Origin of the sequence: Chryseobacterium lathyri, from assembly GCF_019970085.1 — a bacterium.
Lineage (GTDB): Bacteria > Bacteroidota > Bacteroidia > Flavobacteriales > Weeksellaceae > Chryseobacterium > Chryseobacterium lathyri.
Genome location: NZ_JAHXYG010000001.1, coordinates 699,433 through 713,654 on the forward strand (window position 1 = coordinate 699,433; position 14,222 = coordinate 713,654).

Annotated in this window: 12 protein-coding genes; 5 read left to right on the forward strand and 7 right to left on the reverse strand. The window is 38.5% G+C overall.

The genetic code is table 11. The annotated features are described in order from the left end of the window. Positions 1 to 56: 56 nt before the first annotated feature. The 4 genes from LC418_RS03225 to LC418_RS03240 all read left to right on the forward strand — a co-directional run bounded on the left by LC418_RS03225 (position 57) and on the right by LC418_RS03240 (position 6,316). On the forward strand, positions 57 to 2,471 hold the full coding sequence (locus LC418_RS03225; protein ID WP_223558087.1) for an endo-beta-N-acetylglucosaminidase H: 2,415 nt from the start codon (positions 57 to 59) through the stop codon (positions 2,469 to 2,471). Between the two features lie 142 nt (positions 2,472 to 2,613). After that, positions 2,614 to 3,489: an ROK family protein gene (locus LC418_RS03230; RefSeq protein WP_223558088.1), complete on the forward strand. Its 876-nt coding sequence runs from the start codon at positions 2,614 to 2,616 to the stop codon at positions 3,487 to 3,489. 4 nt (positions 3,490 to 3,493) lie between these two features. After that, positions 3,494 to 5,764, forward strand: a complete 2,271-nt coding sequence (locus LC418_RS03235) for a GH92 family glycosyl hydrolase (protein ID WP_223558089.1) — start codon at positions 3,494 to 3,496, stop codon at positions 5,762 to 5,764. 54 nt (positions 5,765 to 5,818) lie between these two features. After that, positions 5,819 to 6,316, forward strand: coding sequence for a cupin domain-containing protein (locus LC418_RS03240; protein ID WP_223558090.1), 498 nt, complete (start codon positions 5,819 to 5,821; stop codon positions 6,314 to 6,316). 312 nt (positions 6,317 to 6,628) lie between these two features. Here LC418_RS03240 and LC418_RS03245 read toward each other — a convergent pair whose 3' ends face one another. The 5 genes from LC418_RS03245 to LC418_RS03265 all read right to left on the reverse strand — a co-directional run bounded on the left by LC418_RS03245 (position 6,629) and on the right by LC418_RS03265 (position 12,875). Further along, positions 6,629 to 9,313: a TonB-dependent receptor domain-containing protein gene (locus LC418_RS03245; protein ID WP_223558091.1), complete on the reverse strand. Its 2,685-nt coding sequence runs from the start codon at positions 9,311 to 9,313 to the stop codon at positions 6,629 to 6,631. A gap of 68 nt (positions 9,314 to 9,381) precedes the next feature. Beyond that, positions 9,382 to 9,741: a hypothetical protein gene (locus LC418_RS03250; protein ID WP_167409440.1), complete on the reverse strand. Its 360-nt coding sequence runs from the start codon at positions 9,739 to 9,741 to the stop codon at positions 9,382 to 9,384. A gap of 19 nt (positions 9,742 to 9,760) precedes the next feature. Beyond that, on the reverse strand, positions 9,761 to 10,399 hold the full coding sequence (locus LC418_RS03255; protein ID WP_223558092.1) for a hypothetical protein: 639 nt from the start codon (positions 10,397 to 10,399) through the stop codon (positions 9,761 to 9,763). Between the two features lie 79 nt (positions 10,400 to 10,478). Beyond that, a complete protein-coding gene (locus LC418_RS03260) occupies positions 10,479 to 11,165 on the reverse strand; it encodes a response regulator transcription factor (protein ID WP_002982671.1) in 687 nt (228 codons plus the stop codon). A gap of 162 nt (positions 11,166 to 11,327) precedes the next feature. After that, positions 11,328 to 12,875, reverse strand: coding sequence for a sensor histidine kinase (locus LC418_RS03265; protein WP_111958796.1), 1,548 nt, complete (start codon positions 12,873 to 12,875; stop codon positions 11,328 to 11,330). Positions 12,876 to 13,074: 199 nt separating this feature from the next. Here LC418_RS03265 and LC418_RS03270 point away from each other — a divergent pair, with 199 nt between their 5' ends. Next, positions 13,075 to 13,560 carry an SRPBCC family protein gene (locus LC418_RS03270; protein ID WP_223558093.1) on the forward strand — a complete coding sequence of 162 codons (486 nt, stop codon included), beginning with the start codon at positions 13,075 to 13,077 and terminating at the stop codon, positions 13,558 to 13,560. A 139-nt stretch (positions 13,561 to 13,699) separates the two neighbouring features. Here LC418_RS03270 and LC418_RS03275 read toward each other — a convergent pair whose 3' ends face one another. After that, complete coding sequence (locus tag LC418_RS03275; protein ID WP_111959025.1) at positions 13,700 to 14,038, reverse strand: hypothetical protein; 339 nt, start codon at positions 14,036 to 14,038, stop codon at positions 13,700 to 13,702. Positions 14,039 to 14,046: 8 nt separating this feature from the next. Continuing rightward, positions 14,047 to 14,217 carry a hypothetical protein gene (locus tag LC418_RS03280; protein WP_223558094.1) on the reverse strand — a complete coding sequence of 57 codons (171 nt, stop codon included), beginning with the start codon at positions 14,215 to 14,217 and terminating at the stop codon, positions 14,047 to 14,049. Positions 14,218 to 14,222 lie beyond the last annotated feature (5 nt).

Below are 14,222 nucleotides of genomic sequence, written 5' to 3' on the forward strand. Positions count from 1 at the left end.
AAAATCAACATCATCGGGCTCCGGCCCGGTGATTTTACCGAAACTAAATTAATACTGTGAAAAAAAAATCTATTCTTACCGCCCTGATCTTACTGGTCATTCACGGGGCAACCATACTTAAAGCCCAGCAACTTAACCCTGTGGGGGTCTGCTATGTGGAAGTGAACAACAATAATATGCTGAATGCTGGATCGTATACTTTGCAGAACACAAACAGACAGCTTTTTGATGTAGCAATTATTTTTGCAGCCAATATTAATTATGATGTTTCCAAAAGCAGGGCTTATATTTCGAATAACAATAACGTCACAAAAGTCCTGAATGACGTCAATACCTATGTCCGCCCCTTACAGCTGAAAGGAATTAAGGTACTTCTGGATATCCTCGGAAATCATCAGGGAGCCGGAATTTCCAATTTCCCGAACCGTGAGGCAGCTCGTGATTTTGCCCGGCAGCTAGCCCATACCGTTTACACCTATGGTTTGGATGGGGTGGATCTTGACGATGAATATGCAGGCTACGGAAATAACGGGACTGGGCAACCCAACAGCAGCTCTTTTGTAATGCTTTTGCAGGAGCTAAAGGCAGCAATGCCGGATAAGCTGATCACCTTTTATTATTTAGGACCGGCAACTTCAAGACAAAGCTACAACGGTGATGCAGCCGGAAATTATATCAATTACAGCTGGAATCCCTATTATGGAACTTACAGTGCGCCTTCCGTACCGCCTCTTACCAATCCCAAGCTTTCTGCAGCAGCTACATGGATACAGAATTCAAATCCTCAGTCCACTTCTGCTGCTACTCTTTCCACTTTGGCAACCAATACAATTAATGACGGTTATGGCGTTTTTATGTGGTACGATCTTAACGGAGTTAATAATGCTAGTTATTTAAGCACTGGGTCAAATATTCTGTACAACGAAAATACCCTGCTTACCGGACCGCTTTATTCCTGGGCCCAGGGAGATGCCTGTGACCCGCCTCTAGGACTTGAAGCGACTAATACCACCGGAACTTCAGCTAAATTAAACTGGACAGGCAATGCTTCCCAGACTTATAATATTGATTATAAACCAGCTAATTCAACTACTTGGACAAACATTGCAAGTAATTATTCCGGAAACAATATTATGGTTAATAACCTGACGCTGAATACGGATTATGACTGGAGAATACAGTCGAACTGCTCAGCAACTATAAAAAGTACCTATTTGTTTGCTCCCCGTTTTAATTCCGGCAGTACATGTGGAACACCCTCTGGGATGAAGTCTGAAAGCTTTTTGGGAACAACAACCAAAGTGTCATGGGATGCGGTAGCAAGTGCTTCCGGCTATAATTTACAGTATAAAACAGCTGCAGCAACAACCTGGACTGATGTTCAGAATATTTCCACAAACTCTTATACCTTACCGGGATTAACGGAGAATACAAATTATGTATGGAAAGTACAGGCTGTATGTGGTGGAACAACCACCAGCGTATATTCGGGAGAGTCAACATTCAACAGTGGATTTGCTCCCGTGCAGAGCCCTGGCGCAAGATCACTTTCTTTTAACGGAAGCACAAACTACCTGAATGCAGGGCAGTTTAATCTTAGCGGGAATGCCGTAACGTTTGAAGGATGGGTAAAAGTAAATGCCTTCAAACCCAGTTTTCCCTATATCTCATCAGTAATTGGAATTGAAGTGGGAGATAGTAACTCTGCAATGCTGAGATTTGGAGATGGGAACCTGGCTAATAATAAGCTGCAATTTATCTTAAGTTTCGGATCTGCTCAGGTAAAACTTAACAGCGTTACAGCATTGGCAACTAATACATGGAATCATGTAGCTGCAACCTACGATGGATCAGCAATGAAAATCTATATCAATGGGGTGCTTGATACCAGTGTAGCTGCTTCCGGAAATTTTACAGCAAACGGAATTCTTTATCTGGCCAGAAATTATGATAATTCCCGTACCCTTAACGGATTCCTGGATGAATTCAGGGTTTGGAAAAGAGCATTGACCGCTTCAGAAATTCTTACCAATAACTGTAACGTTCCGGCCGGTTCTCCCAATCTTGAAGCCAACTGGAAAATGAACGAAGGCAGCGGAAACGGGGCTTTAGATGCTACAGCAAACACTCATTTTGCGACTCTGGTCAATATGTCAGCTTCCAACTGGCGAACAGATGTAGCCTGTGCTGCAGCGTTATCAACAAAAGATATTGCTTCAGAAAAAAATAACATGAACTACGCTTATCCAAATCCTGTTAAAAAAGGAAATGATATTCATTTTACCATTAAAGATAAATCTGCCAGTGAAATCACGTTATATGATATGGTAGGAAAATTAATAATGAACCAAAAAATTAATAAGAATGATGTGGTTATTAATACCGGGAACTTATCTGCAGGAACTTATATTTATAAGATCAATTCAAAAGACGGTAAGATGAAATCTTCAGGAAAGGTGATCATAGATTAAAATTTGAATCCTCAACAGGCGTATAAAAAGTAAAAATAAAATTAGGGGATTTAGGATGACAGGCGGGGAGTATAAAATACTTTCCTGTCTGTCCCTTTTAATGAAAAAGAATAATTTATACAGAATATAAAGAAAGAATATAATGCAGAATATAGTAGGAATAGACATTGGTGGCTCGCACATCACCATGGCCCAGGTTGATCCTGAAAAACGTGAAATTATCAGTTCTACCTATGTGAGAGAACATGTGGACTCCTTCGGGACACGCGAAACCATTTTTTCTTCCTGGATCTCAGCCATCGAAAAAGTGATCCATAACCTTGTCAGAAATGAACTTCTGATCGGTATAGCCATGCCGGGTCCTTTTGATTATGAAAATGGAATATCGCTGATGCAGCAGGGAAAATTTATTGATATTTATAAAGTCAATATTAAAGACGAATTAGCTCAAAGACTTTCAGTTTCCCCGGATCAGATTCATTTTGTGAATGATGCCGGAGCCTTTCTTGAAGGGGAAGTTTTTGGAGGTTGCGTACAGGACTATAATAAGATTTTTGGTGTAACCCTCGGAACAGGTCTGGGAACAGCTTTCTATAATGGAGAAACAGCTTCAGATGAAGATTTATGGGATTCGCCTTTCAAAGATTCTATCTGTGAAGATTATCTGGCAACACGCTGGTTTGTGAATCAGTATGCGGCATTAACCGGTAAGAAAATTTCTGGCACCAAAGACCTGCTGGACCAGCCGGAAGATATACAGACTCAGATATTTGATGATTATGCAGATTCATTTGCCAGGTTCATTATAAAATATGTAAAAGACTATAACCCTGAAGTGCTGGTCATTGGCGGAAATATTGCAAAAGTATATCCTTACTTTAAAAAGAGGTTAAATCAGCATTTAGCAGAGCATAAAATCAATCTTCCTATTAAAATTTCTGCTATTTTTGAAGATGCAGCTATTCTTGGTGCTGCGGGGTATGCTTTGAAAAAAGCCAGGATCAATTTAACAAAATGATATCATGAAGTCTTTATTCTCAAGTTTTTTTATTCTATTCAATATCTTAGCATTTGGCCAGGAAGTGTCTCTTGCCGATTATGTAAACCCTTTAATGGGAACACAATCCAAACCTTCCTTGTCCAATGGAAATACCTATCCTGCCATAGGACTTCCCTGGGGAATGAATCTCTGGACTCCTCAAACCGGAAAAATGGGTGATGGATGGGCATATACCTACGACGCAGATAAAATAAAAGGTTTTAAACAAACCCACCAGCCGTCTCCCTGGATGAATGATTACGGTGCTTTCGCCATTATGCCGGGAGTCGGTAAACTAAAATTTAAGGAGGAAGAACGGGCAAGCTGGTTCAGCCATAAAGCAGAGAATGCAAAACCTTACAGCTACAGCGTTTATCTGGCGGATATCAATGTGACCACAGAGCTTACTCCCACAGAAAGAGCAGCTTTCTTCAAATTCGATTTTCCTAAAACAGACAGTGCCTATATCGTTATTGATGCCCTGAATAAAGGATCTTACATTAAAATTCTTCCCAAAGAAAGAAAAATCCTTGGGTACACCACTAAATATTCCAGAGGAAAATATAACAATTTCAAAAACTATTTTGTGGTCCAGTTTGATAAGGATTTTGATTTGACGACTACCTGGAAAGACAGTGTTTTTGTGAAAAACCAGCTGGAAATCACAAGTGATCATGCCGGGGCAATTGTCGGATTTAAATTAAAAAATAAAGAAAGCGTTTATGCAAGAACAGCTTCTTCATTCATCAGTTTCGAGCAGGCAGAACTGAATCTTAAAAGAGAAATCGCGGACAGAAATTTTGAACAGGTAAAAACAGATGCAAAAAATATCTGGAACAAAACCCTGGGAAGAATTGAAGTAAAAGGCGGAACGGATCAGCAGATCAGAACATTTTATTCCTCCCTTTACAGGACATTATTCTTTCCTCAGAAATTATACGAAATTGATGCTCAGAACAAAGTAAAACACTGGAGTCCTTATAACGGAAAGATTCTGGACGGAAAAATGTTCGCAGGAACCGGATTCTGGGATACCTTCCGTGCTCTTTATCCTTTCCTGAATCTTGTATATCCAAGTATGAACGTAGAAATGCAGGAAGGTTTATCCAATACATTTAAAGAAGGCGGATTTCTTCCGGAGTGGAGCAGTCCTGGATATTCCGATATTATGATCGGGAACAATTCCGCTTCAGTGGTTGCCGATGCTTATATCAAGGGACTTCGCGGATATGATGTGGAAACACTTTGGCAGGCAGTGAAACATGGAGCCAATAACGAAGGCCCGATCGATGCTGTAGGCCGTAGAGGAGTGCAATATTACAATACTTTAGGCTATGTTCCTTATGATGTAAAGATCAATGAAAATGCTGCCAGAACCCTGGAATATGCTTATGATGATTTTGCCATTTATCAGTTAGGAAAAGCATTGGGAAAACCAGCTTCAGAAATTGATATTTATAAAAAAAGGGCTTACAACTATAAAAATGTATTTGACCCGGAAACAGGTCTGATGCGTGGAAAAAATAAAGACGGAAAATTCCAGTCGCCATTCAATCCGTTCAAATGGGGTGACGCCTTTACCGAAGGAAACAGCTGGCATTATACATGGTCCGTTTTCCAGGATATTGACGGTTTATCCCAATTGATGGGTGGGAAAAAGAAATTTGAAGCCAAGCTGGATGAGGTATTCTCACTTCCACCGGTATTTGATGACAGCTATTACGGAAGCGTAATTCACGAGATCCGCGAAATGCAGATTATGAATATGGGACAGTATGCCCATGGAAATCAGCCGATCCAGCATATGATTTACCTGTACAATTATGCCGGTGCCCCGTACAAAACGCAATACTGGGCAAGACAGGTGATGGATAAGCTTTATTATGCAACACCGGACGGCTATTGCGGGGATGAAGATAATGGTCAGACTTCCGCCTGGTATGTATTTTCTGCCTTAGGATTCTATCCGGTGACCCCGGCTACAGACCAATATGTTTTGGGAGCGCCGCTTTTTAAAGAAGCTGTAATCCATTTGGAAAACGGCAAGAAAATTGTAATAAAAGCACCGGAAAACAATGCTGAAAATCTATATGTAAAATCTTTAAACGTAAATCTTCGGCCGTATTCGAAAAACTGGCTGAGCCACAAAGAGTTGATGAGTGGAGCTGTACTGGATTTCCAGATGGATAATAAACCGAATAAAGAAAGAGGGTCCCAGGAAAAAGACTTTCCTTATTCGATGTCTAAAGAATAAGAAATACAAACTTTTATATATTTAAAAATAATTTAGAAAAGAAACGCAATTTATATGAATGCAGAGAAAACAGAAATATTTGATAAAGTAGAAAAAATGCTTGGATCCCAGGGATTTACTATTGCATCAAAAGATAATACCAGACCTTGGGGAGGATTTTTCGTGATCGATGAAAACCAGGCGCAGGATTTTGCCAATCAGTATTTTGATGGGATTGATGTAGAAAGCCTGAAAATAGGTGGAAAACTGAGCCCGAAAATACTTCTTGTTGCCCCGAATGCCCGCTTAAGCTGGCAGTACCATCACCGCAGAGCCGAGATCTGGCAGGTAGTGGAAGGAACAGTTGGGATAAAAACAAGCAATACCGATGAAGAAGGCGAGCTGAAAGAATACCATCCAAAAGATCAGATTAAACTTCAGCAAGGTGAAAGACACAGGCTGATCGGTTTAGACGGCTGGGGAGTAGTGGCGGAAATCTGGCAGCATACCGATGCTTCCAATCCTTCAAATGAAGATGATATTGTACGTGTACAGGATGATTTCGGAAGATAATTGCAAAAATAAAAAAAGACTGTCTTAACAACAGTCTTTTTTATTTGTATCAAATAACCTTTAAACCAAATTAATTTTTCCTTATTTGTGTTTTTAAGTTTTCAAAAAGTTCTTGAGGTTATCTGTACATCAATATTTTTGTTTCATCATTTTTGTTTCCAGTAACATTCCCCGTTGGTTAATTTTACTGGTACAAAGTAACAGCTTTCTAAAATAAAATACCTTATAAAAAGCATCGATATATATCGACAGACTATAGATGTTTATCGACAGGAGCCGGCAATGTCAATCATGAACTTTTGTTTAAAAAACTTAAAAAGTTACATCCAGTCCCACATAAAAGTTAGCCTTCATGATAGGGGCATACACCATTCCGCCATCAAAATAATTTCCAAATGGATTTCTAAAATCAACAATTGCATTTTTTTGATAATATGATGTAAGGTTCTCACCTCCTAGATAAGCTCTGATTTTTTTATTAAAATTTCTGGAGATCTGTGCATTCAGCACAGCATAAGAATCAGAATATATTGGCAGTTGGAATTCAGCAGGGTTGCTTGATGTATTGGGAAGCCTCTGCTTTCCTACCCAATTCAGGGTGGTATCAAAACTCCAGAATCCTCCTTTATCATTTTTATTTGTTGCATAGGCAAGGTTCACAAAGCCTCTGTGCTTTGCCATGAACGGAACTTCTCTTCTGCCGTCCAGATAATCTGCCTGAACATCATAATATTTATAAGCCAATCTTACATCAAAATTTTTGAAAGGTGTAAAATCCCACTGCGTCTGGAAAGAATTCGCAAAAGATTTTCCTTCTAAATTATAAAAAGTAAGCTGTTGTGGAGACTGGTCAAGATCAACAAGCACCTGGTCCTGGAAATCTGTTCTGAAAAAATCAGCAACAACCGAAGATTTTCTTCCAAAGAGTTTAAATTCCTGCTGAAGGCTGGCTCCGTAGTTCCATGCGATCTCAGGTCTTAAACCATAAATATCTCCACCATTCTGCAAAATCTGGATACTTCTGTTTGATGCAAAATACTGTTGGTTTTCAGCAAAAACGTTAGCAGTCCTGAATCCTCTGCCTGCAGAAAGCCTTAAGATTGTCTGCGGCGTGAAATCATATTTAAAATTAAGTCTCGGAGTAAACTGAGTACCTGCAAGATTATGAAAATCTGCTCTGGCTCCTGCTACCAAAGTATATTTTAATCCCGTTAATGTATATTCTGCAAAAATCCCCGGAACGATTTCATTTCTCTTCATATCGTCTGTTAAATACGTTTCCTCGTAGCCGTCATATAGAAAACTGGCTCCTGCCTTGTACTTATGATTAGTATTTCCGATAATGCTTTCAAAAATTAAATTTGAATAATAAGTATGCTGTTTCCCGGCATAATTTCTCAATCCGAAAAAACTGTCCTGCTGATGATATACATACTGATTCATCCATCCCAGGCTCTGGTAAGGCTTTCCTTTGAAGACATACCCTGTTTTATTCCAGACCTGGAATCTTGAAATATCAATACCCACACCATATGCCCCCTGTTCGTCCTGAGGCAGTTTTTTATCAAAAGCAACCTGTCCGGCTGTTCTTTCGTCTCTGATAAAATTGATCCCGAAATGAGACCCGAATCCCGATTTTTCAAGATCATTATAATTAAGGAGATAAGCTGCGTTAATCTGGGTTCCCTTGGGTCTGTCCAGGAAAGTATCATGATTCATATCCGTGTCTCCAAATGTTCCGTTTCCGTGCAATAAGAATGTCTGTGACCATTTCTCATTGATAGGAGAGACACTGGTGATATTGGCTTCCGCTCTTCCGTTGAAATCAGCGAATATATTCAATGACGTTTCAGGTTCCTTGGCATTTTTCAGAAGCTCAGTATTGATCTGTCCTGTAATACTTTCATAGCCGTTCGTTACCGTACTTCCGCCTTTTGTCAGCTGGATGCTTTCGATCCATCTTCCGGGAATGAAATTCAGTCCGTAAGCCGAAGCAAGACCTCTGATTTCAGGAAGAAGCTCCTTGGTTAAACTGGTATATTTTTGGTCCAGGCCGAGCATTTTCAGCTGTTTGGTTCCCGTAACAGCATTACTGAAAGAAACATCTACGGTGGCATTGGTTTCAAAGCTTTCAGACAGGTTACAGCAAGCTGCTTTTAGTAATTCTTTTTTATCAATATTAAAAACAAGACCTGCCTCTTTTTTGCTCAATGCAGTTGCTGCTTTTGAACCGGTAACCGTTACGCCTTCAATGCTTTTCTCATGCTGTTCATGAGTTTCATTAAGAGTTGCACCATGTTCTTCATGATCGTCGTGTTTTGCGCCCTCTTCATAGTGAACATTTGGGTTGGCTTCTCCAAAAGGAATATCTCTGTCATACAGACAACATCCGGGAAGGCTTTTGTAAACATCGTCTGAAGCTTTGTATTTTTCATTGTCATGACCGGCATCTGCAATCGCTTTTAAAACCTGATCCGACGAGGTTTTTGAAGGATCAAAATTTAAGGTTACCGTCTGTTTTTCCGCATTCCATTCTGCGGAATCTGCACCGGTATCTTTTGCGGTTTTTTCTATTCTGGCTTTACATGAAGCACAGTTTCCTTTTACATAAAACTCATTTCCTTTTTTAGAATGATGCGGATGAGCTTCTGCAATGGAAGGCTGAAGGTCTCTTTCATAATGGCAACATCCTGGAAGACTTTTATAAATTTCGTCAGGGGACTTGAATTTTTCATTGTCGTGACCGGCATCGGCTACTTTCTTTAAAATTTCGTCGGGAGAAACTTTGCTGTCGGTTTCCAGGGTTAAAGTCTGCAGATCAATAGAATAAACAGCGGTTTTGGCTCCTGCTTTTTTAGCGGTAGTTTCTATTCTGGATTTGCACATCTCACAGTTTCCTTTGACTTTGAACTGGGATTTTGAAAGGTTTTGAGCGGATATAAAGTGTACAGACACGATCATTAGACCAAGAATGAACTTGGAAATATATAATTTCATTTTGTTTAAAAGTTTAGATTAATTATAAACGGTCCCTTAAAATGCTTAACGGACTCACTGTTTGATAATTAACCTATTTTAGGCGGCTGCCAGATCTCTTTTAAACGGTCTGATAAATGAGGCGGTGAATATTGGAACTGCGGATTCTTATTCGCTTTGTAATAAGACGGTTCAAAATGTAAATTCTTTGAAAACGGAGTTTCTATATAAGTATAGCACGCAACGCAAGTTGAGCAGCAGTCGTCATTACATGAAGACTTGGTTTGGCTGTCCTTACTCTCTTTTGAAGAGTGATTTTTGCAGCAGTCGCTTTTTTCAGACTTGGTTTTGCAGCAGGTATCCTGCATAGATTGCGAGTAGAAGCTGTCTTTAGGAACTAAAAAAATTCCTAGACAAAAAATAACTGTAAGAATGTGAAACAGCTTCATCTTTGCAAAAATACAAAAATTATGATAAAGGATCACCAACTTTTAAAGCACAGTTGTGCCATGGTTCTCCGTGTGCAGGGTTCAGTTTAGGTTTTTCACCTGTTGGAGGAGCGGCTGTTACAGGTCCCGGAACATTTTGCGCTGCGCTTTGAACAGGTTGTGGCATTGGAGCTGGCGCCGGCGCCGGCTTACTATTTAAGGGCTGTCCTACCGGGATATCACATCTGTGGCCGGGCTGTCCGTGCGGAGGATTCATTCCCGGAGCCGTTTTAACCGGCTGTGCATTATTGTTGATTGCCACTTTGCCTGCTGACATAGAATTGGCATCTATTTTAATGGAATTATTGGGGTTTTGACCGGGTGTTGTCTGGATAGTTGTCGGATTTACATTGAGCGGTTGTCCTACGGGAATATCGCATCTGTGGCCGGGTTGCCCATGTGGAGGGTTTTTAATTCCCGGAACTACCGTGGCAGAAGCCGGATTTGGATTGGACTGTACACCTGCCTGCTCCATCAGGGCAGTTTGAGAAGTTGAATTAACGGCAATGCTGGGCTGCTGAACACCTGCTTCTTCTTTTATATAAGTAGGCTTTTCGTCCTTTTTGCATGAAACAGCTAATATTGAAATGGCAATAATGCCCAAGAATGTATTTTTCATATCCAATCGGTATGAAACAAAATTAGCAAAACATTTTTAATTGTTTTGCTAATTTTATATTTATAATTGGTATATAGGCTTAATTTTTAACTAAAAGCCTAAATCCTTCACCATGAACGTTGATAATTTCCAATCCTTCATCATCTTTTAAGAGTTTACGGAGTTTGGCAATATACACATCCATACTTCTTGCGGTAAAGTAATTTTCCTTTTTCCAGATTTTTCTCAACGCCAGATCTCTCGGCATGAAATCGTTTCTGTGGATACAAAGAAGTTTTAACAGCTCATTTTCTTTTGGAGAAAGTTTGTATTCTTTATCACCAACTTTAAGCTGTCTCAGCATAGAGTCGAAGAAAATGTTACTGATCTTGAACTGCTCCTGCTCCTCATTTTCCAAAGTAGAGCTTCTCTGCAAAATCGCTTTGATCTTATACAAAAGAAGTTCTGTATCAAACGGCTTTGTAATATAGTCGTCCGCACCCAGTTGGTATCCTTTTAGGATATCTTCTCTCATATTTCTTGCTGTAAGGAATATGATAGGGGTGTTTTTATCGATTTTTTTTACGTCTTCGGCTAATGAAAATCCATCTTTTTTAGGCATCATCACGTCGAAAATACAGATGTCAAATTCATTTTCTGTAAATTCTTTCAAACCCTGCTCTCCATCTGTAGCAAGGGTTACCTCAAAGTTATTGATCGTTAAATAATCCTTCAGCACTGCTCCGAAACTCTGATCGTCTTCTACTAATAATATTCTGTTGCTCATGATTTTAATAATTAAAATTAATGATTAAAAATTAAGAATGAACCTCCTCACTCTATCTTCTATATTTGTTATTTGGTTTCTATTTTTAATGATAAATGATCTTGATCTCATTGATTTTTATAGGATCTTCTCATTCATTACTCATTACTTATCATTGATGATTTAGCTCATCGGCAGTTTTATCGTAAACGTACTTCCTTTGTCTTTGTGAGAGTCTACAATTATCTGCCCTTTGTGCAGTTCTGCGATTTTCTTTACGTAAGAAAGCCCCAGTCCCTGTCCTTTTACATTGTGGATATTTCCGGTTTCTTCTCTGAAGAACTTTTCAAAGATTTTAGTTTTATTATGGGTCTCCATTCCCATTCCCTTATCGGAAATTTCTATGACATACCAGTTTCCTTCATTACTTGTTTTTACTTTAATCTCAGGGGTTTCAGGAGAATATTTGTTGGCATTGTCCAGTAAGTTCACCAGCATATTCGAGATGTGGAACTCATCTATTTTAAAAGTATAGTTCGTTGCAGTAAATTCCTGTGTCAAAGAACCGTTTCTCTGCTGCACAATGAGATTAAAAGATTCTGTCGTTCTTTTGATCAGTTCACGTACATTGGTCTCCTTTAGAAATAGCTCTACCTCATTTCTTTCAAGCTTGGACATATTCAAAACGTTTTCCACCTGCTTTTTCATCCTTAAATTTTCCTGTTTGATCAGTTCCGAATAGTATTTTACTTTATCTGGATTGGTAGCAATCTTATCATTGGCTAAAGAGTCTGTGGCTACAGAAATTGTTGCCAGTGGTGTTTTAAACTCATGGGACATATTATTGATGAAGTCTGTCTTCACTTCAGCCAGTTTTTTCTGTCTCATCATATAATTGATGGAGATAATATAAATCCCAAGAATAGTCAGTAATGACAGGAAAGTTCCCAGAAGCATGGGCCAGTTGTTCATCGCCAGGGAATATTCTTTTTTAGGAAATACTAAAGCCAGACTGTATAAAGTCCGGTCTTTTTTATCTGTAAAAAGGGGATAGCTATAGGTATTGCTGTCTTTTTTCTCTTTATAAACCTTATTGACAACACTGGTAAGCTTGTTGTTCTTATCAATTACCCCGTATCCGAATTTTGCAGTGATGCCTTTTATTTTCAGTTCTTTAGCGATTACCGAATCAAGAACTTTAGTGTCTACTCTTTTATCGATGGGCAGATTGGTGCCAACCACTTTCACAAATTCTTTTATGGCATAATCCCCGTTTTCAATATCATTGTTAAGGTCTGTGGTAAGAAGCTCGCGGTTGGTGGTGTCTTTCTTTATTTTATAAGTTGCATCGTCTGTATACAGAGTTGTCAGTTTTACCGAATCACCTTTCTGAGAGATCGGAAGCTGTGTTTTTGATATGATGTTTTTAGAATAGATGATCTGACGCTGTGCGCCGGAATCTTCTACCTGCTGAATGGTTGTTAAAGAAGGCTGGTCTTTGCTGGCAAGGATATTGTTTCTTAAATTAGTATAATCCTGGTTCAGGTATTTATCAGCTTCAATTTCTTCAATATTTTTTGAAGTGTTTTCTAAAGCAGCATATACTTTATTGGAAAATTCCTGCTCAAGAGCACCATAATAACCTTTCAGCCAATAAAATTGGAGCGTAACAAATACAATCAGTGAGATTGTCATAAACACCGAAATTATTGGGATGAACTTATTATTCATTATTGGATTTTATATATTGAAAAAAATGAATGTTAAAATTAATTATTTTAAGACTTGATAAACAAAAAACGAGCCAAAAAATTGTTTAATTTCTCTTAAAAGGGAGTTTTTTAACAATTATTTATGAATTTACAATAACTTGTCATATGAAAAGTCCTGTAAATGGATAAAGGAGTAGCTTTAACAAAAATAATTACTTATGGAATCTAATATCATTTTTAACAAAGATTTTGATTCAAACAGTGTATATGTCATGAAAATATATGACGCTGACGTTTCAAAAGTGTGGGACTATTTTACCAAATCCGAATTATTGGATCAATGGTGGGCACCGAAGCCCTGGAAATGTGAAACTGTAAAACAGGATTTTAAAGAAGGTGGAGTCTGGCACTATGCCATGGTAGGACCTGAAGGTGAAAAAATGTATGGTCAGATGGCATATGGTGAAATCACAGAGCATAGAAATTTTGATGGTGTAGATGCTTTCTGTGACGAAAAAGGAAACATTAATGAAGATTTTGCACAGGCAAAATGGCTGCTTGGATTTACAGGAGTAGAAGAAGGTACAAAAGTGACCATCAATATTTATTTTCCAGCTTCTGAAGCTATGAAGCAACAGCTGGAAATGGGTTTTGAAGAAGGTTTTAAAATGGGACTGGCGCAGCTGGAAGAAATTCTCAAATAATATGAAAATTTTTAAAGGCCGGAATATGTTTATCTTTGGCTTTATAAAAAAAGACGGGCTAAACCCGTCTTTTTTTTATTTATATATGCATTGTAGCATTCATCATTTATTGCCTGATTGGCAAATTACCATCAGTACATCAAATCAGCTCCTCTTCCTGAAAATATTGTATAATTGCTTTTTTCATCAAAAGAGACTGTTCGTTTGGCTTTAGTTCCGGAAGCTCTTCCAGCTTGTCATACTGTGGCCATCCATCTTCATAATGAGTAAACTTATAGTAACCGAAAGGTTCCAGCAATCTGCACACTGCAATATGAATCAGGTTTACTTTGTCTTCTTTGGTGTATTTCTGCTGGCCGCTTCCTAATTCCTGCAGTCCGATCAGAAATAAAAGTGTTTCAATCGGAGGATTTTTCTCAGTATCAAAATTGTCTATAAAAAACTGTTCTATTTTTTGCCAATATTCAGATTCGTTCATAGTATTCGTCATTTTTTTTCTTTAGCTTCTGCATCTTCTTCTCTTGCTTTTTCAAGAAGCTGCTGCAGTTTTTTTTCTTGTTTTTCTTTAAAAATTTCCCGCTTCTCTGCCTTTCGGATTTTATCCTTTTGTATTAAATAATACACAATGGCTATTGCAAGAAATATTAATAATAACATGATTT

Bases quoted from the DNA above. Each gene is read 5' to 3' on its own strand.
- LC418_RS03230 (WP_223558088.1), top strand. From the start codon at position 2,614: ATGCAGAATATAGTAGGAATAGACATTGGTGGCTCGCACATCACCATG.
- LC418_RS03235 (WP_223558089.1), top strand. From the start codon at position 3,494: ATGAAGTCTTTATTCTCAAGTTTTTTTATTCTATTCAATATCTTAGCA.
- LC418_RS03240 (WP_223558090.1), top strand. From the start codon at position 5,819: ATGAATGCAGAGAAAACAGAAATATTTGATAAAGTAGAAAAAATGCTT.
- LC418_RS03245 (WP_223558091.1), bottom strand. From the start codon at position 9,313: ATGAAATTATATATTTCCAAGTTCATTCTTGGTCTAATGATCGTGTCT.
- LC418_RS03250 (WP_167409440.1), bottom strand. From the start codon at position 9,741: ATGAAGCTGTTTCACATTCTTACAGTTATTTTTTGTCTAGGAATTTTT.
- LC418_RS03255 (WP_223558092.1), bottom strand. From the start codon at position 10,399: ATGAAAAATACATTCTTGGGCATTATTGCCATTTCAATATTAGCTGTT.
- LC418_RS03260 (WP_002982671.1), bottom strand. From the start codon at position 11,165: ATGAGCAACAGAATATTATTAGTAGAAGACGATCAGAGTTTCGGAGCA.
- LC418_RS03265 (WP_111958796.1), bottom strand. From the start codon at position 12,875: ATGAATAATAAGTTCATCCCAATAATTTCGGTGTTTATGACAATCTCA.
- LC418_RS03270 (WP_223558093.1), top strand. From the start codon at position 13,075: ATGGAATCTAATATCATTTTTAACAAAGATTTTGATTCAAACAGTGTA.
- LC418_RS03275 (WP_111959025.1), bottom strand. From the start codon at position 14,038: ATGAACGAATCTGAATATTGGCAAAAAATAGAACAGTTTTTTATAGAC.
- LC418_RS03280 (WP_223558094.1), bottom strand. From the start codon at position 14,217: ATGTTATTATTAATATTTCTTGCAATAGCCATTGTGTATTATTTAATA.